Source organism: Nocardia sp. NPDC050378 (assembly GCF_040655675.1).
Lineage (GTDB): Bacteria > Actinomycetota > Actinomycetes > Mycobacteriales > Mycobacteriaceae > Nocardia > Nocardia coubleae.
On the sequence record NZ_JBFAKI010000007.1, the window covers coordinates 67681 to 90469 of the forward strand.

Annotated in this window: 23 protein-coding genes; 16 read left to right on the top strand and 7 right to left on the bottom strand. The window is 68.2% G+C overall.

The window, feature by feature from the left end; genetic code table 11:
• Nucleotides 1–77: 77 nt before the first annotated feature.
• On the top strand, nt 78–545 hold the full coding sequence (locus AB0I35_RS17575; protein ID WP_357397098.1) for a hypothetical protein: 468 nt from the start codon (nt 78–80) through the stop codon (nt 543–545).
• Nucleotides 542–1477: a hypothetical protein gene (locus AB0I35_RS17580; RefSeq protein ID WP_357397099.1), complete on the top strand. Its 936-nt coding sequence runs from the start codon at nt 542–544 to the stop codon at nt 1475–1477. The genes AB0I35_RS17575 and AB0I35_RS17580 overlap by 4 nt, the downstream gene beginning before the upstream one ends.
• A 159-nt stretch (nt 1478–1636) precedes the next feature.
• Here AB0I35_RS17580 and AB0I35_RS17585 read toward each other — a convergent pair whose 3' ends face one another.
• Nucleotides 1637–2848: a helix-turn-helix domain-containing protein gene (locus AB0I35_RS17585; RefSeq protein ID WP_357397100.1), complete on the bottom strand. Its 1212-nt coding sequence runs from the start codon at nt 2846–2848 to the stop codon at nt 1637–1639.
• Nucleotides 2849–3105: 257 nt separating this feature from the next.
• Here AB0I35_RS17585 and AB0I35_RS17590 point away from each other — a divergent pair, with 257 nt between their 5' ends.
• A complete protein-coding gene (locus AB0I35_RS17590; protein ID WP_357397102.1) occupies nt 3106–4254 on the top strand; it encodes a helix-turn-helix domain-containing protein in 1149 nt (382 codons plus the stop codon).
• A gap of 69 nt (nt 4255–4323) precedes the next feature.
• Here the strand turns inward: AB0I35_RS17590 and AB0I35_RS17595 are convergent, their stop codons facing one another.
• A complete protein-coding gene (locus tag AB0I35_RS17595; protein ID WP_357397103.1) occupies nt 4324–5175 on the bottom strand; it encodes a helix-turn-helix transcriptional regulator in 852 nt (283 codons plus the stop codon).
• A gap of 143 nt (nt 5176–5318) precedes the next feature.
• Here AB0I35_RS17595 and AB0I35_RS17600 point away from each other — a divergent pair, with 143 nt between their 5' ends.
• From AB0I35_RS17600 to AB0I35_RS17615, 4 genes are all read left to right on the top strand, one after another.
• Entirely contained in the window at nt 5319–6257 is a 939-nt protein-coding gene (locus tag AB0I35_RS17600; RefSeq protein WP_357397105.1) for an SDR family oxidoreductase, read from the top strand.
• Between the two features lie 107 nt (nt 6258–6364).
• A complete protein-coding gene (locus tag AB0I35_RS17605) occupies nt 6365–6640 on the top strand; it encodes a hypothetical protein (RefSeq protein ID WP_357397106.1) in 276 nt (91 codons plus the stop codon).
• Between the two features lie 47 nt (nt 6641–6687).
• Entirely contained in the window at nt 6688–7326 is a 639-nt protein-coding gene (locus AB0I35_RS17610; RefSeq protein ID WP_357397108.1) for a sigma factor, read from the top strand.
• Between the two features lie 42 nt (nt 7327–7368).
• Nucleotides 7369–8139 (top strand): FAD-dependent oxidoreductase, encoded by a 771-nt coding sequence (locus tag AB0I35_RS17615; RefSeq protein WP_357397365.1) that lies wholly within the window; start codon nt 7369–7371, stop codon nt 8137–8139.
• 37 nt (nt 8140–8176) lie between these two features.
• On the opposite strand, the gene AB0I35_RS17620 is transcribed toward AB0I35_RS17615, so the two are convergent.
• Together AB0I35_RS17620 and AB0I35_RS17625 are read right to left on the bottom strand one after the other, a co-directional pair.
• Nucleotides 8177–9553, bottom strand: a complete 1377-nt coding sequence (locus AB0I35_RS17620) for an FAD-binding oxidoreductase (RefSeq protein ID WP_357397109.1) — start codon at nt 9551–9553, stop codon at nt 8177–8179.
• A gap of 25 nt (nt 9554–9578) precedes the next feature.
• Nucleotides 9579–9941, bottom strand: coding sequence for a hypothetical protein (locus AB0I35_RS17625; RefSeq protein ID WP_357397111.1), 363 nt, complete (start codon nt 9939–9941; stop codon nt 9579–9581).
• Nucleotides 9942–10084: 143 nt separating this feature from the next.
• Here AB0I35_RS17625 and AB0I35_RS17630 point away from each other — a divergent pair, with 143 nt between their 5' ends.
• Nucleotides 10085–12967: an AAA family ATPase gene (locus AB0I35_RS17630; RefSeq protein WP_357397112.1), complete on the top strand. Its 2883-nt coding sequence runs from the start codon at nt 10085–10087 to the stop codon at nt 12965–12967.
• Here AB0I35_RS17630 and AB0I35_RS17635 read toward each other — a convergent pair.
• A complete protein-coding gene (locus tag AB0I35_RS17635) occupies nt 12964–13260 on the bottom strand; it encodes a DUF4242 domain-containing protein (protein ID WP_357397113.1) in 297 nt (98 codons plus the stop codon). The two genes, AB0I35_RS17630 and AB0I35_RS17635, sit on opposite strands and share 4 nt — an antisense overlap.
• A gap of 317 nt (nt 13261–13577) precedes the next feature.
• Between AB0I35_RS17635 and AB0I35_RS17640 the strand changes: the two genes are divergently transcribed.
• Both AB0I35_RS17640 and AB0I35_RS17645 read left to right on the top strand, forming a co-directional pair.
• Nucleotides 13578–14270, top strand: a complete 693-nt coding sequence (locus tag AB0I35_RS17640; RefSeq protein ID WP_357397114.1) for a TetR/AcrR family transcriptional regulator C-terminal domain-containing protein — start codon at nt 13578–13580, stop codon at nt 14268–14270.
• A 17-nt stretch (nt 14271–14287) separates the two neighbouring features.
• Nucleotides 14288–15523 carry an acyl-CoA desaturase gene (locus tag AB0I35_RS17645; RefSeq protein WP_357397115.1) on the top strand — a complete coding sequence of 412 codons (1236 nt, stop codon included), beginning with the start codon at nt 14288–14290 and terminating at the stop codon, nt 15521–15523.
• On the opposite strand, the gene AB0I35_RS17650 is transcribed toward AB0I35_RS17645, so the two are convergent.
• Entirely contained in the window at nt 15517–16263 is a 747-nt protein-coding gene (locus tag AB0I35_RS17650) for a GTP-binding protein (RefSeq protein ID WP_357397116.1), read from the bottom strand. The two genes, AB0I35_RS17645 and AB0I35_RS17650, sit on opposite strands and share 7 nt — an antisense overlap.
• A gap of 146 nt (nt 16264–16409) precedes the next feature.
• Here AB0I35_RS17650 and AB0I35_RS17655 point away from each other — a divergent pair, with 146 nt between their 5' ends.
• The 6 genes from AB0I35_RS17655 to AB0I35_RS17680 all read left to right on the top strand — a co-directional run bounded on the left by AB0I35_RS17655 (nt 16410) and on the right by AB0I35_RS17680 (nt 21901).
• Complete coding sequence (locus AB0I35_RS17655; RefSeq protein WP_357397367.1) at nt 16410–16832, top strand: OB-fold domain-containing protein; 423 nt, start codon at nt 16410–16412, stop codon at nt 16830–16832.
• Nucleotides 16825–18027 carry a lipid-transfer protein gene (locus AB0I35_RS17660; RefSeq protein ID WP_357397117.1) on the top strand — a complete coding sequence of 401 codons (1203 nt, stop codon included), beginning with the start codon at nt 16825–16827 and terminating at the stop codon, nt 18025–18027. The genes AB0I35_RS17655 and AB0I35_RS17660 overlap by 8 nt, the downstream gene beginning before the upstream one ends.
• A gap of 163 nt (nt 18028–18190) precedes the next feature.
• Nucleotides 18191–20020, top strand: a complete 1830-nt coding sequence (locus AB0I35_RS17665) for a hypothetical protein (RefSeq protein WP_357397369.1) — start codon at nt 18191–18193, stop codon at nt 20018–20020.
• Nucleotides 20020–20211, top strand: coding sequence for a hypothetical protein (locus tag AB0I35_RS17670; RefSeq protein ID WP_357397370.1), 192 nt, complete (start codon nt 20020–20022; stop codon nt 20209–20211). The genes AB0I35_RS17665 and AB0I35_RS17670 overlap by 1 nt, the downstream gene beginning before the upstream one ends.
• Nucleotides 20208–20576: a hypothetical protein gene (locus tag AB0I35_RS17675; protein ID WP_357397118.1), complete on the top strand. Its 369-nt coding sequence runs from the start codon at nt 20208–20210 to the stop codon at nt 20574–20576. The genes AB0I35_RS17670 and AB0I35_RS17675 overlap by 4 nt, the downstream gene beginning before the upstream one ends.
• A complete protein-coding gene (locus AB0I35_RS17680) occupies nt 20573–21901 on the top strand; it encodes a hypothetical protein (protein ID WP_357397120.1) in 1329 nt (442 codons plus the stop codon). The genes AB0I35_RS17675 and AB0I35_RS17680 overlap by 4 nt, the downstream gene beginning before the upstream one ends.
• Nucleotides 21902–21973: 72 nt before the next feature.
• Here AB0I35_RS17680 and AB0I35_RS17685 read toward each other — a convergent pair whose 3' ends face one another.
• Nucleotides 21974–22633: a TetR/AcrR family transcriptional regulator gene (locus tag AB0I35_RS17685; RefSeq protein ID WP_357397121.1), complete on the bottom strand. Its 660-nt coding sequence runs from the start codon at nt 22631–22633 to the stop codon at nt 21974–21976.
• Between the last annotated feature and the right edge of the window lie 156 nt (nt 22634–22789).

A 22789-nucleotide genomic window follows, 5' to 3' on the forward strand; every position in this document is an offset into this window, starting at 1 on the left:
TACGCCCATACCGTGTCACCATACGTTGATATTGCCCAACAGTATGAGCGTATCTCCAGCTGGGATCGAGGTAGGTAATGGCCACCCAAGACGATCGGTGGCGGACGCGAAAACTGCGACTGGCCGCAGTGACGTTCGCGATCGGGTTCGGCATACACGGCCTGGATCATCTGCGGCGCGGCATGGACGCCTCGCCGAGGTCGATCATGATCGGTGGCACTGTGCAGGCAGCGTTTGTCGCCGTCGCGGTGCTGATGGCGGTGACTCACCGGTACCGGGCGCCGGAAGCGGCGGTGGGCATCGGTTTCGGCAGCGCGGCCGTGTTCGTGTACGCGCACCTGCTGCCGACATTCTGGGCCGACTACCAGGACAGCTATATCTCGTTGCCGCACACCGGCGTCACGTGGTTCTCCTGGCTGAGCGCGATCACCGAGATCGGCACAGGTCTCGTCTACGGGTTCGTCGGCGTCGGCGTACTACGAGCCAGGAGATCACCCAGCGCACTCGCGCGTTTCGCCGCCTCCTCGTCCGGAACAGCGCGATGAGGGTCCTGGTGCTCGGCGGCTACGGCGCCGTCGGCAGTCTGCTCGTCGCCGAGCTCCGCCGCCGCGGAGACACCGTGGTCGTCGCCGGACGGGATCCGGCGCGCAGCGACACGGTCGTCGATCTGCGAGATCCCGGGCTGTCGGCCTATCGTGCGGCGCTGTCCGGCACCGATGTGACAGTCAACGCGTCGGGTGCCGAAGATCCACGACTGGCCGCCCTCGCCGGTGACCACGGGTCCGCGTTCATCGAAATCTCGGCCACCTCCGCATATCTCCGCGCCCTCGCACGGACCGACGTGCAGTCCCCGGTCGTCGTCGAGGTCGGCCTCGCCCCTGGACTGACCAACCTGCTCGCAGCAGCCCTCCACCGAACATCGCCGGGTCCGATCGACCTCGCCGTGTTCCTCGGTGCCGGTGAACATCACGGTGCCGCCGCCGTCGAATGGTCATATCGCCTGCTGGGCAAGCACTTCCGTGACGGCGACGGCTACATCCGCAACTACACGCGGCCCGGGGCCTTCCGGCTACCCGGGCACCGACGACCACGGCGGCTCTACCGGCTCGATTTCGCCGACCAGCACACCCTCCAGCGCGACTTCGACGTTGCTGTCCGCACGTACTTCGGCCTCGATTCCCGGCTTGCCACCACCGCGCTCGCCGCCCTCACCTGGCTCCCCGGCGCCTCGAAAGCGCCACGCGGGCTCCACCTTCCAGGGACCGACCGGTGGATCGTGCTGGCCCGCGGCCACGACGGCACCACACGCTGGGCGCGCGGCAGGAGCCAATCCCGCGCGACCGCGATCATCGCCGCCGTAGCCGCGACCCACGCACGGCGTCTCCCCCGCGGAGTCCATCCACTGCACCGGGTGCTCGCCCTCGCCGACCTGCCGCTCGATGAAGTCGAACTCGACATCCCGGAGCCGCGCCCCTGACCAACGACCGCACCTCGGCGTTCCTCACGCGGATTTCGCCAGGCGATCCATCTTGCTCGGATCGCCCGGCCGGTGCACTGTCTCGACGAGCTCATGGACCTCTTCGGCGGCGCGGGGAACTGTGTCGGCGCCACCGTTGTCACACCGCGTGGAGATGACTCAATCCACCGCGCGTCTGGACGAGTCGAGTCGGTGCACGGTGAGGGCGGCCGCGAGCATGCGGGATTCCCGGGGGACGGTGGGGTCGAGGCCGGTGAGTTCGGCGATGCGGTGCAGTCGGTAGGTGAAGGTGTTGGGGTGGACGTGGAGGCGGCGTGAGGCGGTTTTGCGGTCGGCACCGTAGTGCAGATGGGCTTCCAGCGCGTCGAGCAGATGGGGGCTGGCCAACAACGGAATCACGCGTTGGGCCAATCTCGCTCGCGCGGGGCCCGGACGCGTGAGCTGGTACTCCAGCAGCAGATCGTCGAGCCGGTAGCAACCGCCCGGCCTGCCGCGCAGGCGTGCCAATTCGGTCAGTTCGATCGCGTCCTCGGCGGCGGCCGGGATATCCGCGCGACTGATGCCGGGGAGTTCGGCGAGATACACGGTGACGCCGAATTGCTCCGAGAGCCGCGCGGCGAGCCGGTCGAACTGCTGGGCTTCGACGGTGCCGGTCTCGGAGCTGTCGCTCACCAAGGCGATTCCACTCTTCCCGTCGAAAGTGGCGGGGGTGGTGGTGCCGGTGAGGTCGTCGAGCGCGTGTTGCAGTACCCGGATCCGGCGCCGGGCAACCAGATTCGCGGCGCTGCCCGTCAGCAGCGGTTCGTTCAGGTGTATCGCCAAGACTGTGTAGTGATCGGCCAGAATCGTGTCCGCGCGGGCGGCGAGTTCCTCGGCGGGCAGGCCCCGCACCAGTGCCGAGCACAATTCGCGGCGCGCCTCCCGCTCGGCGTGATAGATCGAGCGCTCCACCTCGGTATACGCCTCCACTACCGTCAGATTGATATCGCGGAGCAGATCGAGAAGTCGGCCGAATGCCACCAGGAACTCGTCCATCTCGTCCGGTTCGACCAATGCCGATGCCTCGGCAAGCAACGACTTCGCCGATGCGTGGATCGCGGCGATGAGCATTCGCAGCGGCAGCCTGTCCTCGGCGTGCCGTTCGGCGACGGGTCCGACGAAAACCGCGACCTCGGCCTGACTGAAGTCACGGCCGGCGGCGATGGCCTCCAAGACCGCACGGCCGCAGGTCAGGAAGGTCGGCAGCACCTCGGCGGTGAAGTGGTCGGCGGGTAGGTCGGCGGGCGTGGTCGCACCGAGACCTTCCGCGAGCATGCGTTCGGAGATCTGCGGCCATCGAGCGAGCATGCGGGCAGTCAGAGCGGGTCGCACGGAAACAGGCTTTTCGACGAGCATGCCCCGATTGTGTGCCGAAGACAGGCCGACAGTGGTAGGTCCGGTCGAATACAGCCGAATCCTGGCGTCCGCACCAATTTCGTCACCGTCATCTCGGCGCACGAGGCAACGAACGTCTCCGACTACAACGTGTTACCACTCGTTATCGTCGCTCAGTGGAGTGACGGCGCAGTCGAGTGCACGTCAAACTTTCGTGACCCTACTCGCGGATTCGGCTCATACCAACGATGATCATGTTCGACACCAGTGCCATACCCCTCGCGCCGCCCGCGCCGATCTCGCGGGCGACGCAGCGGATCGTCGACGGAGTTCTGCACGCGATTCGCCCGCACAAGGCGCACAGCGATGTCCTGCGCGACGAAATACACGCCGTCGTCAGAGAGTGCCTGGAATCGGTGAGCGGTGCGCGCCGACACGATGTGCGCGCGGCACTCCGCCCTGCTGCCGCACGGTGGGCGACCACCGGTGTCCCCATCGAAACCGTCCACCGGCTCGTGCGGACTGGATTCCGCGTTCATCTGAACGACCACATCTCGAATCCGCCGTACCGAAAGAATCTCGGCGAGGTCGCCAAGATCATGGAGGCGATGCACACGGTCGACGCGACGATCTACCGGGTCTATCTCGAGGTCGATCGGTTCGTTTCCGATCACCACGGTCGGCAGGCAGTCGCCCGTGCCCTGCTGAGCGGGCGAAACGCATTCGCGGTCGCCCGCGAACACGGAACGCCGCTCACCGAGCGGTACATCGTCTTGTCGGTGGCCGCCCACGCGCCCGGACAAGGGACCGTTTCACCCGGCACCTTCGTCGAGATGCTGGAAGACACTCTCGCACAGCCTGTTTCCGCGCTGCACAGCACGCTCGGTGGCACCGTCTTGATTCACGGCACGCCGGATACCGAGACAATTCGGCACATGCTCACGCCGACATCGCTGACCGTGATCGCGATCGAGGCAGCACGTGACGGCATTCCGGCGGCCACCGAAGTCGGCCACGAATTGCTCGACGTCGCGCGCAGACTCCGCAAAAGACCGGGTCTCTACCACTTCGACGATCTCGCAGTCGAATACCAGCTGACTCGTCCCGGCCCCGGCCGCGACCGCCTCGAAACCGCACTCGATGCGGTAGCGGTGGATCCCGAACTCGTGACTACGCTGCGGGTTCATCTGGACAACGGGCTACATCGTCGGCTCACCGCACGTGAGATGCACATCCACGAAAACACCGTCGACTACCGGCTCCGCCGGATCTACCGACTCGCCGGACTCGACCCCCACAGCCCGGAGCTCATCACGAAACTGAGAGCAGCCCTGACCGTGCGCGAGTACATGCGGGGCGCACGTTCCCACCGCGCGGACGAGGCTTCCGGACCAGCCTCCTGACCGGCACCACGGGGTGCCCCGACGTGGTTGCCCCGCCGAAGATCTGGTTCGGGAGGAGCTGTTTCGGGTTCAACGCGCCTCGAGAGGCATGGTCGCACCTATGACGGACAGCAGCTGCAGTTTCTCGTAGCTTTCGCTCCCCGGTACCGCTGTGTAGACGAGCAACAGATTCGATTGGTCTGGGTCCAGAAGGATTTGACAGTTCAGCTCCAGTGGTCCGACGGTCGGGTGTAGGTATCGCTTGACGGCTCGTGGTTTGATGCCGACTTCGTGGTCTTTCCACAGGGTGCGGAACTGCGCGCTTTCGGTGGTGAGCAACTCCGCGAGATGGGCGGCTTTGGACGTCGGCCCACGGAGGGCGAGCACGCCCCGAAGCCCCGAAACATACATTCTCGACAAGAACTCGTGATCCTCGGCAGGATGAAGGGCGCGGGCCGCCGGATCGGTGAACCATCTGTATCCGATGCTGCGCGACGGTCCGGTGTATCGGGTCAGGTCGCCTACGAGCGCGACACCGAGCGGAGTCTGGCGCAACGTTTCACCGAGTTCGGTCACGATCTCGGCCGGAGTATCGTCGGTCAATCTGTCGAAGATCCGCATCATGCCCGGACTGATGTACTCGCTGTCGCCGTCTCGGCTCGGCGGCTGGTGTCCGGCGAGGCGGAAGAGATGGTCGCGCTCGTCACGCGACAAGTGCAGTCCCTGCGCGATGGATGCGATCATCTGCTCGGAAGGCTGCGGGCCGCTCGCTCTTTCGAGACGCGCGAAATAGTCCGGGGACATGTGGCACAGTGCCGCGACCTCTTCGCGCCGCAACCCACGAGTTCGACGGCGTTTGCCGCGTGGGAGACCGACATCTTCGGGCTGTAATGCCTGCCGTCGGCCAAGGAGGAACTCCGCGAGTCCCGCTCGATCGATCATCTGTACATCTTCCCCCTGCTCCGCCCGGACGCGGTGCCTCAGCCACTGATCGCCGAGTCCTGGATAAGTTCCGAAGCGCGCGGAAGGCTCGTCCTGAGGTACCGAAAACGGTGCACAGCGCAGGTCGATATCAGGAGTAACCCATGGTGCGCAGGAACTACGACATCGCGATCCCCGACTTTTCCGGAAAACGAGCGGTCGTGACGGGAGGAAGCGATGGCATCGGACTCGGTATCGCGACGATGCTCGCCGGCGCGGGCGCCGAAGTCGTCCTGCCCGTCCGCAATCGCAGCAAAGGCGAAGCGGCCATGGCGAGAATTCGCGAGCAGCACCCGGACGCGACGCTTGTTCCGCGCGATATGGACCTGTCTTCGCTGGCGTCGATCGCGGCGCTCGGTGAACAGTTGCGTGCCGACGGTTCACCGATCCATTTCCTGGTGAACAACGCGGGCGTCATGACCCCGCCCGAGCGGCAGGCGACCACCGATGGATTCGAGCTGCAGTTCGGCACCAACCATCTCGGTCATTTCGCGTTCACCGGCCACCTCCTACCGCTGCTCCGCGCCGGTCACGCGCGGGTGACCACGCAATCGAGCGTCGCGGCCCGCAATGCCGAGATCAACTGGGCGGACCTGAACTGGGAACGGAAATACGACGGCATGCGGTCCTACCGGCAATCCAAGCTCGCGTCCGGGCTGTTCGGACTCGAACTCAGTCGCCTCAGCCGCGCGAAAGGGTGGGGAATCACCAGCAACATCTCGCATCCCGGTGTCGCACCGACAAACCTCCTCGCAGCGCGCCCGGAAATCGGACGGACCGGCGACACGATGCAGGTACGGATCATCCGTTGGCTTTCGGCGCACGGAATCATCGCGGGAACCGTGGACAGCGCGAAACTTCCCGCACTCATGGCCGCGGTCGCTCCTGAGTCCAGAGACGGTGGTTTCTACGGTCCACAATGGCCGGGCCGAGTCGGCGGCCCGCCCGGAGAGCAGAAGCTGTGGAAACCGCTGCGCGACACCGACAGCGCCGCGCGACTGTGGCAGATCTCGGAGGCTATGACCGGCGTTTCGTACGGCTGAGAGGCCGACGGATCGCCATCGCATTGCGAGAATTGTCCCGTCATCGTCATATACTGCTGGAATATCGCATTCCGCAGCGTGTCCCCCACTAGCTATGGAGGGTTTTCATGCGTGCTGTTTCCGTTCTCGCGACAATGCTGGGGTCGGCCGCCCTATCGCTCGCCCTGGTGGTCACCCCAGCCGAAGCAGAATCCACCGCAGGCACCGACGCGCTGGTTTCCTTTGAATTCGGACCGGGAAATACTCGCACCGAATGTCACAGCGGCCGTTTCCCTTGTGAACCGACAGAATTCAAATGCGACAACGACCGGTGCGTTCAGAAACAATGGCTGTGCGACGGCGACGACGACTGCGGCGACGGGACCGACGAACGCAACTGTTAGTAGCGCCCGGGTTCGCGAACCACTCCGGGAACCACTAGCTTCGACCCATGTCGGTTGGTACGCGCGAGCTCGCGGAGTTCGAGAACTCGCGGGCGCGTTCGGAGGCGATCGCGTATCGCCTGTTGGGCTCGGCGAGCGATGCCGAGGACGCGGTGCAGGACACCTTCCTGCGCTGGCACGCCGCCGACCACGAATTCGTCGAGACGCCCGCCGCCTGGCTCACGAAGGTGCTCACCAATATCTGCCTCAACCAGCTCACGTCGGCGCGGGTTCGACGTGAGGCGTACGTGGGCCAGTGGTTGCCCGAGCCCGTCTTCGCCACCGACCCGATCGCGGGCCCGGCCGACACCGTCGAGCAACGCGAGTCGGTGTCGATCGCCGGACGCCTGGCCAAGCGACTGCACCCGGCCGACGTCGACATCACCCTCGTCAATGCCGATCCGGAGTTCGTCGAACGGGTCCGCATGCACCAGCTCGCGGCAGGGCAGGACCTGACGAGCCGCCTGCTGACCGAGGTCTTCGCGGGTACCGGCGTGCGCGTGCGGCTGGGACGGGTCACCGCCATCGATGTGGACCACAAGACGGTCGCCGTCGACGACAGCAACGAGATCGCCTACGACACACTGGTTTACGCCCTCGGCAGCGCTGCCGCCTCCGGTGCGCCGGGTGTGACCGAGCACGCGTAGGACGTCGCGGGCAAGCAGTCCGCGCTCCGCACCCGTGCACGGCTGGCGAGCCTGTGCGCCGGCGCGACCGTGCTGGTCGTCGGCGGTGGTCTCACCAGCATCGAAGCGGCCACCGAGATCGCCGAAGCCCGACCGGACCTCGGCGTCGTGCTCGTCGCGCGCGGCGGCCTGGGCGACTGGCTGAGCGAGAAGGCGCGCCGACACGTGCGCGCCGCGTTCGACCGGTTCGGCATCACGGTGCGCGAGCACACCGATATCGCCCGCGTGCTGGAGAGCGGTGCCGTCACCGGTGCCGGTGAGATCATTCAGGCCGAGATGACGGTGTGGACGGCGGGTTTCGCGGTCCATCCGATTCCCACGGCCACCACCTTGACCGTGTCGGACACCGGTCGGATCGTCGTCGACGAGACGATGCGCTCGATCTCGCATCCCGACGTCTACGCCATCGGTGATGCCGCGCTCGCCCCCGGCGCCGGCGGTGACCCGCTGCGTATGTCCTGCGCGTCCGGCGTCCCCACGGCGTACCAGGCGGCCGACGCCATCGCCGCCCGCCTGACCGGACGCGCGGTGCCGCGCAACGATATCGGCTACACCGGCCAGTGCGTGAGCCTCGGCCGCCGCGACGCCATCGTGCAGTGGGTGACCCCCGACGACCGGCCCAGGTCCACCGCGCTCACCGGCCGAGCGGCCGCGCGCCTCGAGGAGTTCGTCTGCAAGAGCGCGGCCTGGAGCGTTTCGCACCCGACCACGATGATGCCGTCGCGCAGACGACGCGTCACCGCGACCTCGCCGAACTCCCCGCACACGGCCTGATTCGCCGCGCCTCGCCCCGTCGGCCGCATCCGTCGTTCTACTTCGCCGGGGCGATGTTCTGGTTGAGATGGAACAGGTTGGCCGGGTCGTAGGCCTTCTTGATCGCCGCCAGGCGGTCGTAGTTGGGCCCGTAGTTGGCGCGGATGCGGCCCTGGTCGTCGGAGGCCATGAAGTTGATGTAACCACCGTCGGCCGTATGCGGTTCGAGCGCGGCGTGGTAGTCGCGCACCCACTCGATGTTGGCGTCGTTGTCGGCCGGGTCCGGCCACATGCCCGCGATGACCGGGGCGAAGTTCGCGGCTCGGTAGGCGAACGCGGTGTCCTGCGCCGCGACATCGTGGACGGCGCCGTCGATCGGGTACAGGTGCATGGTGGACTGCATGGCGGGCACCCGTGGCCCGAACTCCAGGTGCGCGGCGAGGGCGCCGTCGGTGAGTTCGGATTGGAACGCCGCCTTCCAGTAGTGCTGCAACCCGGCGGGCAGCAGCGCGTCGAACGCGCCGTTGAGAGCCGGGTAGGGCATCCGGCCCACGTGCTCGGCGACCGGTGCCGCGACCGCTCGCAGGTCCGCGAGCAGTGCTTCGGCCTCCTCGTCGCTGCCGTTGAAGCACGACACCAGGAGCATGAAGGGCTCACCGACCCGGTCTTCGGGGATGAACGGCAATGGTGGGGCGATCTGGAAGGCGGGAAAGGCGCCCATCGCGCGCGGTGCCGCGGCGATCCAGTCGCGGTAGGTCCGCAACAGGTCTTCGGCGGCTTCGAGTTCGAAGAACATGGGTCCGCCGTAGATGGTGTCCACCGGGTGCAGGTCGAACTCCATCTCGGTCACCACACCGAAGTTGCCGCCGCCGCCGCGCAACGCCCAGAACAGGTCGGGATGCTCGGTCGCGTTCGCGGTGACGAAGGTGCCGTCGGCCAGGACGACGTCGGCGGATCGCAGGTTGTCGATCGAGAGCCCGTAGGCACGGGCGAGGTAGCCGATGCCGCCGCCGAGCGTCAGGCCGGCCACCCCGGTGGTCGAGATGATGCCGCCGGTCGTGGCGAGGCCGAAAGTGTGTGCGGCGTGGTCGAAGTCGCCCCAGGTACAGCCCGCCTGGACCCGGGCGATCCGCTGCTCGGGATCGATGCGGATGCCCTTCATCGCGCTCAGGTCCAAGACGATGCCGTCGTCGACGGTGCCGAAACCGGGCACGCTGTGGGCGCCCGCGCGCACGGCGAGGTCGAGTCCGCTCGCCCGGGCGGTGTCGACGACGACGCGCACGTCGGCGACGTCGACCGCGCGGACGATCGCGAGGGGTGTGCGATCGATCATCCCGTTGTAGACCGAACGGGCCCGGTCGTAGCCGGGTGACTGCGCGGTGATCACCTCGCCGCGGACCGCTTCGAGCATGGTCAGTGCTGGTGTGCCGTTCATTTCTGCTCCCTCGGGTCGGGTCCGATCAGCCGAACAAACGCAGGACGTGGTCGTGGAACTGACGCATCTGTGTCACCGGACCGACCTCGAGGAAGACGGCTCCGCCGACGGTGGTGGCGGTGTGCCCGGCAGGCCAGTGGTAGACCTCCCCCGCCTCGGCGGTCTCCACCGTGCCGTCGGCGTGCTCGAGCCGCAACGAACCTTCCAACACGATTCCCCAGTGCGGACTCGGGCAACGGTCGTCGGGAAGACCCCGCAGGACCGGGCCGAAGTCGGTTTCGGGCGGCACGCTGGCGTACCGGAGCGCCATGTCGCCCCATTCGATGTACCGCGTGGTCAACTCGCCCTGGGCGACCTCGATGGGCAGGTCTTCGATCCTCGTGGCCATGGTGTGCTCCTCGGTCGGCGTTACCTGTGACGCTACGGAGAGCCGGTGCCACGCACCTGACCTGATCTGACCGAATCGGCGCGGACGGGAGGGGGTCAGATCGGACTATCTCGGTGGTCGTCGAATCCGGCTAAGGTCGAGGAGTGACCGATTCGGCGTCGCCGAGCAGCGGTACGGCCTTCGTCGGGCGCGGCGCGGAAGTCGCGCGGCTCGAGGCTGTGTGGGCGGCGGTCGAGAGTGATCGGCGGCAGGTCGTCTTCGTCGGCGGCGAGCCGGGGGTCGGCAAGACCCGGTTGGTGAGCGAGGCGGCCACCGCGTTGCGCGCGCACGGCGCCACCGTGCTGTGGGGCGCGTGCCGCGAGGACCTCGATGTCCCGTACCGGCCCTTCGTGGCGATTCTCGAGCAGGCGATGGAGCAGGCCCCGCCGGAAGCTCTTCGCGCTATCGCGCCCACCGCGGCCGCCCCGCTGCTGCGACTCACCACGAGCGTGTCGCGGTACTGGCCGTCGGCGCGACCGGATCCGGGTGACCGGGACTCGCGGCCCGACCTCTTCGACGCCCTCATGCGGGTATTGCTGGCGGCCGCCGAGCGTTGCCCACTGGTGATCGTCCTCGAGGATCTGCACTGGGCATCGGAACCGACGTTGGCGATGCTGTCTCATCTGGTCGAGTCCACGGCCGGTGAGCGGTTGCTCGTGCTGGCGACTCTGCGGACGACCGCTCCGGACCGCACGGACGCGGTGAGCTTCGCCCTCGCCGATCTGCATCGTCTCGACGGTGTGGCCCGCATCGATCTCGCCGGGCTCAGCACCGAGGAGGTGGCCGAGTACCTCGTCCGGGCGGCCGGGGTGTCGCGGGGGTCGGCGCGGTCGGCCGCGCCGGTACTGCGCGACCACACCGGCGGGAATCCGTTCTTCCTCCAGGAGTACTGGCACGACCTGGCGACCCGGGGCGGCCTGACCGCGGTACGGTCCGCTGTCGCCGCACCGCGATCGGTCCAGGACGCGCTGGCCCGCCGGCTCGCGGCCTTCGAGGTGGATCACGCGCGGGTGATCGAACTGGCGGCGGTCGCCGGTGATGTCGTCGACCCCGAGATCCTGACCGACGGACCCGACTCGAACCAGGTCCTCGCGGGAATCGACTTCGGTGTGCGCGCCGGACTTCTCGTCGCGGGGACCGCGGACGGCGAGTATCGCTTCGCGCACGCCCTCGCTCGCCAGGCCGTGCTCGACCGGATGTCGGCCGGCGATCTGGCGGCCGCGCACGCCCGGGTCGCGGTCGCCATCGAGCTGCGCGACCCCACCCGGGTGGCCGCGCTGGCTCATCACTACTTCCGGGCCCGTGCCCTCGGATACGCGGACAAGGCAGTGCGCTATCTGGTGCTCGCGGCCCGCCAGGCCGAGCGCGGCATCGCCCATCGCGAGGCGGCGGCGTTGTACGAGCGTGCCGCGCAGGTGCGTGCCGCGCGCGGACCGACCCGGGTGGAGCTCCTCTCGGCGGCGGCGCGCTGTCGCCTGCACGGTGGCGACTTCGACACCGCCCGTCGGCTCTACGAGCATCTCGCGACGGACGGGAATCCGCGCGTCCGGCTGGCCGCCGCGATCGGGCACGAGAACGCGTCGTGGCGGCCCTCCGCGAGTGGCCAGCGCTCGCTGGCGCTGCTGAGCGAGGCGCTGGACGCCGCCGCGCTCGACCCTGACGACCCGCTGTCGGTGCGCGCTCGCGCGAGCATGGGGCGTGCCGCGTCGTTCACCGGCGATTTCCGGCAGGCTCGCCGGCTCGGCGAGGATGCGTTGGCGCGGGCCAGGGTGATCGGTGATGCGGAGCTGCTCGCGCACGCCCTGTGCACGACGCTGTGGCAGGGTATGCGCCCCGACCTGTCACCCGAACTGCTGGCACGGGCGATGGAGCTCAACGACATCGGTGCGCGCCTGGGTGACGACGACTACCGAGGCCCCGCCGCCTTCCACCGCGCGGTGTTCGCCTACCTGCTCGGCGACGCGGTGGCGTGGAGCAGTGCCCAGCGCGACCTGACCGAGTTGGCGTTGGCCCGGGGTCAGCCGTTCTTCCGGTATGTCGCCGGCTGCTCGCGATGCGCGCACCGGTTCGCCGTCGGCGACTTCGCGGGCACCGAGCGGATCATCGACTGGCTCGACGACCAGTTCGCCCAGGAGTTCGGCGGCGCCACCGAGGGCTCATGGGGTGTGCAGCAGTTCATGCTCCGGCGGGTCACCGGTGGCCTGGAGCGGGTTCGCCCGCTCGTGTCCGGCAACGAGAGCTTCGACGATCACTGGTTGCCGGGTCTGTTGGCGTTGTACACGGAACTGGAGATGTGGTCGGCGGCCGCGCGCCTGCTGACCCACCTCTGCGACCGGCTCACCGATCACCGTTTCGGCGCGCAATGGGCGGGAGTGCTGGCTTTCGCCACCGAGGCGGCGGTCCGGCTCGACGACACCGCGGTGGCGGCGATGCTGCGCCCGTTGGTAGCCGAGTACTCCGGTGCCAATCTGATGGCCGGTGCGAGCGTGGCGGTGTTCGGCAGCGCGGATCGCTATCTCGCCCAACTCGACTCGGTGCTGGGTGCGGGCAGTGCCGACAGGCACTTCGAGCGCGCTCTCGCGATGGACCGCCGGATGGGGGCGGTGACTCACCAGGCCGAGACATTGGCGGCTTGGTACCGGCACCGGCTCCGTCGTCCCGCCGCCGTGCCCGGACCCGCCGCCGCCGACCTCGCCACCGAGGCACGCGCGCTGGCGCGGCGGATCGGACACCGTCGCATTCTGCGGGATCTGGACGCGGAGCCCGCGCCGCACCGCGAGCACGTGCGGCTGCCGAACGGGCTGACCGATCGCGAGGTGGATGTGCTGCGCCTGGTGGCCGACGGACTGTCCAATCGCGAGATCGGCGAGCGCTTGTTCATCAGCGCCAATACCGCCGCCAACCATGTACGCAGCATCCTGATCAAGACGGCCGCGCCCAATCGGACCAGGGCCGCCGTCTTCGCCGCCGAGCACGGACTGCTCTAGCCGGCGGTCGGCCCGTCTGCTGTCGACAGCGGGGCGAAGGCCCCGTCCGGGCTGATGGTGCCGGACAGTTCCATGATGGCGTCGGCGGGGATTCCGGCCCTGACCGCGGCGGCGCGGATCGCGTCGACGTTGTCGGCCTCGTAGAGGCAGAACGTCTTGCGTTTGTCCAGCGACAGAAACGAACTGAGCCAGCGCACCCCGAACTCGTCGTTGATCCGGTTGATCTCCGCGGCGGTCTCCGGGGCCACCTCGAGCTGCTCGGCGAATTGTCGCTCCACCATGAATATCGGCATCGGACGCCCCTTGATCGTGCTCGAGCGCGGCCCACCTGGTGCACCGGTCCGAACGGCGGTCCCCGGTCTTCACGGTACTCGCTGCTGCATGATCCGCGCAGGTCCCGCCGTCGCAGCGGACTACCGGCGGATGATCACGGCGGGGCGATCGAAAGCCCGGCAAGCCGCGGGAAACAGCGCCACCGGGACGACTCTGCTGCCGCGATCACTCCCCTGCGTGCTGTAACTGCGTTCGCCGACCTCGACATCACCTGACCTGGCTTGTCAACACTGTAGGTCTACACTGGTGAGCAACTGGATCAGACGGAGGTGCCCTCGTGGCCGAGGATTCGACAGCCGGAATCCCCCGTCCCACCAGCGCGGTGACCAGGGAGTCCGTGCTCACCGCGGCGCTGATGATCGTCGATCGCGACGGCGTCGACGCACTGTCGATGCGGCGGCTGGCCGAAGCGGTCGGCCGGGACCCGATGGTGATCTACCGTCACCTGCCCAACAAGGCAGCCGTGCTCGACGGCGTGGCCGAGATGGTGTTCGCGCAACTGGTGGTCGATGCCGACGATCCGGACTGGGCGGCGCAGCTGCGTGCGGTGGCCCGCTCGTTCCGCGCGTTGGCGCTGGCCCACCCGAATGTGGTGCCGCTGCTGGCGATCCGGCCGCTGTCGACCCCGCTCGGCTTGCGCCCGATCGCGGTGGTCCGGCCACTGGAGAACATCCTGCGGCTGCTCACCGATGCCGGGTTCTCCGGCGCCGACGCGCTGCACGTCTACCGCGCGCTCTTCGGATTCCTCTATGGTCACGTACTCAACGAGCTCCAAGAGGTGATCGAGCGGCCGGAGGAATCCGACGAGGTCCTGCGGCTCGGCCTGCAGCGGCTGCCGATCACCGAGTTCCCGCTGGTGCGTGCACTGGCGCCGGTACTGGCCGCCTACGACGGCGCGGCCGAGCTCGAGCGAGGCCTGGACATCCTGCTCACCGGCCTCACCGCGACCCTGGCTCCCCTCTCGAGCTGACCGACCAGCGAGGAATCATGGCCATCACCGAAGTCGCGGTCTACGCGCACCTGAGCAAGGCCGATGTCGAAGCCCTCGGCGAGGAACTCGACACGATCCGACGCGACATCGAGGAACGGCGCGGCACCACCGACGCCGACTACATCCGGCGCACGATCGCGTTCCAGCGAATCCTCGACATGAGTGCGCGACTGCTCCTGGCGGGCACCGGCACACGACTGGGCTGGCTCGTCGGCACCTCGGCGCTGGCCGCGGCCAAGAGCATCGAGAACATGGAGATCGGCCACAATGTGTCGCACGGCCAATGGGATTGGATGAACGATCCCGAAATCCATTCTCGCACTTGGGAATGGGACATGGCCGCGGTGTCGTCACAATGGCGTTACTCGCACAACTACCACCATCACATGTTCACCAACGTGGTCGGCATGGACGACGACGTCGGGTTCGGTGTCATCCGGGTGACCAGGGACCAGCAATGGCGACCACGCCTGCTCCTGCAACCGCTGCAGAATCTGGCGCTGGCAGCCACTTTCGAATGGGGCATCGCCCTGCACGGGCTGTATTCCGAACGCGACCGCGCCGCGACCGCCACCGAGAAGGCGGCGCACACCAGGGCACTGCTCCGCAAGATCGGCAGGCAGACGGCCAAGGACTATCTGTTCTTCCCGATCTCGAGCGGACGGCGCTGGCGCCGCACCCTGGCCGCGGGCATCACCGCCAACGCGCTGCGCAATCTCTGGGCCTATGTCGCGATCTTCTGCGGCCATTTCCCCGACGGCGCCGAGAAATTCACCCCGGAAGCGATCGAGCACGAGACTCACGGCGAGTGGTACCTGCGCCAGATGCTGGGCACCGCCGACTTCGACGCCGGCCCGATCCTGGCCTTCCTCAGCGGCCATCTCTCCCACCAGATCGAACACCACCTGTTCCCCGACCTGCCGAGCAACCGGTACGCCGAGATAGCAACTCGGGTCCGCGCACTTTGCGACGAATACGACCTGCCCTACACCACCGGTCCACTGCCCCGGCAGTACCTGCTCACCCTGCGCACGATCAACAAACTCGCGCTCCCCGACGCCTTCCTGCTGGCCACCACCGACGACGCACCCGAAACCGCGTCCGAACGCAAGTTCCGCACCGCGGTCCCCACCGAGCCGGGAACGATCCGGCGGGGACTGCGCACCGCACAGCGCGACATGAGCGCTCGACGGCGGAACGGCCTCCCCCGTCGGGGCCACGGTGGTCAGTAGTCGAGGACGTGTTCGGGCTGACAGACGTACATGGGTGACGGCAGGTAGCGGACGACGGCGTCCAGGAGCGCGGCGATGTCGTCGCTCGCGCGGGGCGCGTCGCACAGGATGGGAACGATGTCGCCGTTACGGGTGCGCCGCCGGATGCGGTTGTGCAGGTCCGGGACGGTGAGGAAGTCCGACACCGCGGGGTCCGATTCGGTCAGCGTCTCGACGAGCGCGCGGTGCCAGCGCTCGGCGGACGCCCGATGGTTTCCGGCGGCCCCGAGCACCGCAGCCGAGATCAGATCGATGACACCGTCGAAGTCGCCTCCGGTGCCGGCCGGGACCTGTAGTGCCAGCGGCGCGGCCCCGCGAGTGTCGGCGATCGTACGAACACAGCGGTCGAAGTCGGCGGTGGGTCGGTCGAGCCCGGTGACCAGGCACAGGCGCGCGACTTGATGGTCGTCGGCGACGCGCAACATGGTCTCCAGCCGTGGAGTGCTGGGCGCGGCGGCGTTCACGACCACGACCAATCCGTGAGCTACGCGGATGCAGCGTTCCAGGTCGGCGATGAGCGCCTCGTTCGACGGCGCGGTGACGCGAATCGTGTGCTCGACCCCGTCCGTCGACCAGCGGACGGTGTTCTCCGGGTCGCCGAAGCACCGGCGCAGACGGTGGGTCAGCCGGGTCGCCCCGGCGGGCTCACCGATGATCGTGACGTTGCGGATCGACTGCGGGTCAATAGCTTTGGTGCCCATCGCGTTGCGGTACTCCAGATCGACGTCATCGCATCCTCGACGCGCCAACCGTACCCGCGCCCGAGCGGCGCCGGATCGGAATTCCGCCCCAAAGTAGAACGTGTTCCTATACCGTCGGCCACGTGCAGAAAGAACAACGCCCCGCCGTGGCTGACTGGTTCACCGCGGACGACGGCCAGGTACGCCTCAAAGGCACCCGCTGCAACGACTGCGGCACGCCGTACTTCCCGAAGAACACGCTCGCCTGCCGCAACCCGCGGTGCACGGGTGCCCACGACGGCTCCGAGCTCGTCGAGTACCTGTTCTCCACGCGCGGGCGGATCTGGTCGTACGCGGACGCTCGATACAAACCGCCCGCGCCCTACGTCTCGGCCGACCCGTTCGTGCCCTACGTCGTCGCGGCGGTGGAGCTGGAGGTCGAGCAGATGGTGGTTCTCGGGCAGGTCGCGCGCGGTCTCACCGTGGACGACTTGGCCGTCGGCATGCCGGTCGAATTGACCGTCGGCACGCTGTACGAGGACGACGACGCCGAGCACACGGTGTGGATGTGGAGGCCGGTCAATGACTGACACGAACGATCGCGACATCGCCGTCCTCGGCGCGGGCATGCACCCGTGGGGCAAGTGGGGCCGCAATTTCGTCGAATACGGGCTGGTGGCGGCGCGTGCCGCGCTGGCCGATGCCGGGTTGGACCACCGCGACGTCGGCTACATCGCCGGTGCCGACACCATCCGCAACGGGTACCCCGGCTTCGTCTCGGGTGCGACGTTCGCGCAGGCGCTCGGTTGGTCGGGTGCGCAGATCTCGAGCAGCTACGCCGCGTGCGCCTCGGGTGCGCAGGCCGTCGCCAACGCGCGTGCGCAGATCCTGGCCGGACTGTGCGAGGTCGCGCTGGTAGTCGGCGCGGACACCACCCCGAAGGGGTTCTTCCAGCCGGTCGGTGGCGAGCGCCGCGACGACCCGGACTGGTTGCGCTTCCACCTGCTCGGCGCTACCAACCCCATCTATTTCGCCCTGTATGCCCGCCGCCGGATGGCCTTGCACGGTGCCACCCTCGACGACTTCGCCGCCGTCAAGGTGAAGAATTCCAGGCACGGTCTGAACAACCCGAACGCCCGTTACCGCAAGGAGGTCTCGGTCGCGGAGATCTCCGCCTCGGCGATCGTGTCGGACCCGCTGCGGTTGCTCGACATCTGCGCGACCAGCGACGGTGGCGCCGCACTGGTTCTGACGTCGATGGACTACGCCCGCCGCCACGGCGTCGCCGATCCGGTGCGCATCTCCGCGCTGTCGACGGTCACACCGACCTTCCCCAAGACCGTGCTCGATCTGCCGGACTTCTCGACGGATTCGGCCGTGGCCGTGGAGCCGCCCTCGCGCACCTTCCGGTCTGCCATCGCGCACGCCGCCTACGAGGAGGCCGGGATCGGTCCCGAAGACCTGTCCTTCGCGGAGGTCTACGACCTGTCGACCGCGCTGGAACTGGACTGGTACGAGGACATCGGGCTCTGCGAGACCGGCGAAGCGGAGGCTCTGCTGCGTAGCGGCGCGACGACATTGGGCGGACGGGTACCGGTGAATCCCAGCGGGGGCCTGGCCTGCTTCGGCGAAGCCATCCCCGCGCAGGCCGTCGCCCAGATCTGCGAACTCACCTGGCAGCTGCGCGGTCAGGCCGAGGGCCGCCAGGTGGACGACGCCCGCGCGGGCATCGCGGTGAACCAGGGCCTCTTCGGCCACGGATCGGCGATCATCGCCACGCGCTGACCCACGGCGTCGTTCCCCACGCGCGCAGGACCGGATCCGCGACCTGCGCGCGTGGGGTATCGGCACCGCGCGGATTTCGGGATACTGTTCGTTACCCCATCGACCGGGCGCTTCGACACATCGGAGGACTGCCGTGTCCACAGCGATATCCGCTCCGTCGACGATGCCGGTCGCGCAGGGCACCGAAGGCGGTGGCGCCGCCCTCGATCAGGTCGCGCTCATGACCGGTGCTGCCGCGGTGATCGGCGCGATTCTGCTGTGGGTCGCCTACCTGCACCGGACCCGGCGCATCACCTGGCTGCAACGGCTGGCCGACTTCAGCGGGCGCATCATGAACCGGCCCGGCTGGGTGGCGCTCCCGATCGCGATGTTCCTCGCGACCATCCTGACGGCGTTTCTCGGCTTCATCTGGGACGTGAGCCTGCACGTCGGCAAGGGACGCGACGCCGGACCGCTGGCCAATCCGGCCCACTACTTCATCCTGGTCGGCCTGTTCTTCCTCTTCATGGCGGGCATGCTTGCCGTCGTCCTACCGCTCGACGAGAAGCCGGGCCGGGCCGCGGTGAAGATCACCCGCGACTGGTACGCCCCCGTGGGCGGCATCCTGATCGCCGGTGCGGGTTTGTACGCGCTGATCGGTTTTCCGCTCGACGACATCTGGCATCGGCTGTTCGGCCAGGACGTGACGCTCTGGGGGCCCACCCACCTGATGCTCATCGGTGGTGCGGGTCTGTCGCTGATCGGCGTGCTGCTGCTCGAACTCGAAGGCCGATACAACCGGCCCGACCCCGCGCGCATCGACGGCCGGGTGTTGTGGGCGGTTCAGGCGTTCGCGTTCGGCGGGCTGGTGATCGGGCTGTCGGTGTTCGGCGTCGAATTCGACTTCGGTGTGCAGCAGTTCCGGCTGGTGCTGCAACCGATGTTGATCGTCTTCGCCGCGACGATCGCCCTGATCGCGGCGCGGCTCACCCTCGGCCCGCTCAGCACGTTGCTGCTCGTGGCCTTCGCCTTCGGTGTTCGCTACGTCGTCGCGGTCCTGGTCGGCACCGGATTCGAGGCACCGCGCAATGTGTTTCCGCTGTATCTCGGTGCCGCGGTCGTGGTCGAATTGCTGGCTCTCCTGCCGTTGATCCGGCGACCGCTCTGGTGGGGCGCGCTGACCGGGCTCGGAGTGGCGACGGTAGGCATCTGGCTCGAATCGCTGTGGATCGAGCGGATGTTCGTCAATTCCTGGGTCGCCGGGATGTGGCCCGAACTGCTGGCGATGGCGGTGCCGGTCGGTGTGGCGGGCGGTGTGATCGGCGCGATGCTGGGCACCGTCCTGCGCGGCGAGCCACTGCCCAGGCCTGCCGTGCGGCGCGGATTGGTGGTCGCCGCGGTGGTGATCGCTGCCGCGGCGACCACGAACGGGCTGATCATCCGCGTGCCGGAGCACGCGTCGGCGACGGTGGTGCTCACCGACGCCGAGCCCGTGCGGGGCGGGCGGATGGTCACCGCCGACATCCGGCTCTCCCCCACCGATCTGGTCGGTGCCGATCCGGAATGGGTGGAGATCCTGGCCTGGCAGGGCGGTACCGGCGACGACAGTCCCGGCCACGGCCTGGTCGTGGACGAACTGCGTCGCGTCGCCGACGACCACTTCGTTTCCACCCGACCCGTGCCCGTGCACGGCACCTGGAAAACGGTGCTGCGCCTGCAGGACGGACGGATGCAGTCCGCGCTGCCGCTCTTCATGCCGCTCGATCCCGGCATCGGCGCCGCGGAGGTGGCCGCGCCCGCGACCTTCACGCGGCCGTTCGTCGAGGAGATCTCGGTGCTGCAGCGCGAGCGGTCCTTCGACCATCCGTCCTGGCTGATCGGCCTCGCCGGCCTGGTTGTGCTGGCGTGCAGCCTGGCCTTGATCGCGGCGATGGCGTGGGGCGCGGCTCGTGTCAACGATCGCTACCTGGCGGCGGGCAGCACACCGGATCAGAAGGCAACGGTCGACACGTGATCCGCCCGGAGAACGTCGACATTCTCGCCGATCACTCCCTTCTGCTGGCGATTCCGGCCTTCCTGCCCGCCGTCGCGTTGGTCGGGCTGGTGTTGTTCATCGCGATGCGCGATCGGCGCGCGGAGAGGCGCGAAAACGAAGGCGCCGAAACCGAATCCGCGCGGACCGAGCGCAGTGAGGAGAATCCGTGAGCCCTCGTCGACTCCGGCTCGGTCTTGTGACGGTCTGCGCGGGTGCACTGCTGATGAGCTGCTCATCGGGCGAGCCGACCGTCGAGCCGGTGGCGACCGCACGCACCATCGACATCCGGATAGCCGACGGTGAAGTGTCTCCGGTCAATACGCGCACCGAGGTCGCGGTCGGGCAACGCATCGTGTTGCGGGTCGACAGCGACGCCACCGACGAACTGCACGTCCACTCCGCTCCGGCGCACACCTTTCCCGTCACCGCGGCCGCGGGCCAGGAGTTCGATTTCACCGTGGCGGTTCCAGGCCAGGTGGACATCGAACTCCACCGGCTCGGACGGACGGTGACGACGCTGCTGGTCCGGCGGTGAACCCCCTCGCCCACGGCCTCAACGGCGCCGCGGATCTCCCGATTCCGCTCACCTACGCACTGGTCGGGGCGGCGTGGGCGCTGACCTTCTCGTTCGCGCTGCTGTTCGTGGCCTGGCGTCAGCCGCGACTCGACCCGCGGTCGCCGGGATTGCCGCTGCCCACGCCGGTGCGCCGACTGATCGATGCGCCCCTGACTCGCGGCTCGATTTCCACGGTCAGCGTTGCGTTCACCGTGTGCGTGCTCGTCATCGCGGTGTTCGGTTCCGCCGATCCGGCCCTGAATCCGGTTCCTGGAGTGCTGTATATCGGCGTCTGGGTCGGGGTGATGGTGGCGTCGCTGCTGATCGGACCGGTCTGGAAGGTCGTCTCCCCGGTCAGGGCGATCCATCGATTCGGCTGTCTGCTGTCGCGGCGCGCGCCGGAGCACGGGATTCTCCGCTATCGCGAGGAATGGGGGCACCTCCCCGCCGCTGTGGGCCTGTTCTCCTTCGTGTGGCTGGAATTGGCTTGGCACACACCAGGTTCAGTGACCGCGGTACTGACCTGGCTGATCGGCTACCTGGCGGTCACCTCGATCGGCCTCGTACTGTTCGGCACCGTATGGGCAGAGCGAGCGGACCCGCTCGAGGTGTACAGCACGCTGCTGGCCCACCTGAGCCCGTTCGGCCGCGGCCGCGCGGGACAGCCGGTACTGCGGATGCCGCTGAACAATCTCGCCGGGACCCCCGGGCTCGCCGGATCGGTAGCGGTCGCCGCGACATTGCTCGGATCCACCGCCTTCGACAGCTTCTCCACGTTCCCGTGGTGGCGCGAACTGGTCGACGACCTGGCTCCGGTCGTCGACACGACACTGGTGCGCACGGCGGGACTCCTGGTCTTCATCGGGGTCGTCGGCGGGCTGTTCTCCCTCGCCGCGCGCGCCACCGGCGGTGTCTCCCCGGCTGATCGCGCGCTGCTCCCGCGGCGGCTGGCGCTCAGCCTCACCCCGATCGTCGCGGGCTACCTGATCGCCCACTACCTCACGTTTCTCGTCGAGAAGGGACAGGCGACGGTACTGCTGTTCGCCGATCCACTCGACCGTGGCTGGAACCTCGCCGGCCTGGCCGATCGAGACGTGGCCTACGTGCTGTCGAGCCATCCGGGCGTGCTCGCCACCTGCAAGGTGCTCGCGGTGCTGATCGGCCATGTCCTCGGCGTCGCCGCCGCACACGACCGATGCCTGGTTCTCCTGCCGCCGCGTCACCGGTTGACCGGCCAGCTGGCGTTGATGCTGACCATGGTCGGCTTCACCTTCACCGGGCTGTATCTGCTGTTCGGGGGATAGTGATCGTTCGACTACGACGTCCGCTGGTAACCGGGCCTTGTGCGCCAAGGCATTCGAAGCCGCAGCAACGGATCACGACGACGGGCAGGCGGTCGTCTGTGCGTCGCCGTAGACGACGAGCCAGATGGCGCGGCCGAGCGATGCGGCCAGTTCCTCGTCGGTGATACCCGTTTCCGAAGCGAAAGCGACCGTGAGTGTCCGTTCGACCATCGAGGTGAGAACCAGGGCGGTCGACGGCGGGTCGAGTCGGGGCGCTACGCGGCCCGCCGCGCGCTCGGCGTCGAGGCGGGTACACACCAGTTCGGCGAAGCCGGCAACCCTCGTCCGCCAGTAGCGCGCCACCGCGCGGTCGTAGGCCGACACCTCGCTCAGCGCGAGCAGCAGGTAGCGGTGCGCACGGAAGCCGCTGATCATCGCGGCGATCGCCGCGACGACACCGGCCTGCTCGTCGGTGTGCTCTGCGCGCCACCATGTTTCGGCGGCCGCGAAGAGGTCGGCGGTGGCCAGTTCGGCCATCCGGACCAGCAGGCTGCTCTTGTCCGGAAAGTAGCGGTAGAAGGTCGACCGGGCCGCGCCGGACGCCGCCGCGATCCGTTGCACGGCGAGCTCGGTGTAGGGCGTACCGTCGGCGAGCAGGTCCTCCACCGCGCTCAGTACCCGGCGCTCGAACTCGACCCGCCGGTCGTCGGAGGATTTGCGGGCCGATCGCGGGACGCGCGTCAGCGAGGGCATCGGCACCCTGGATCCGGCTCGGCGCCGCGCTCGTGTGCTGGGGGCATGCCCTCATTGTGCCTGCCGCGCCGCGTATGTCGCTCTCGGTAGCGGTACACCTTCGGCAAACACGCTGCGGCCGTGCGGTATTGACTCGCGGTGTGACGCACCTCATGA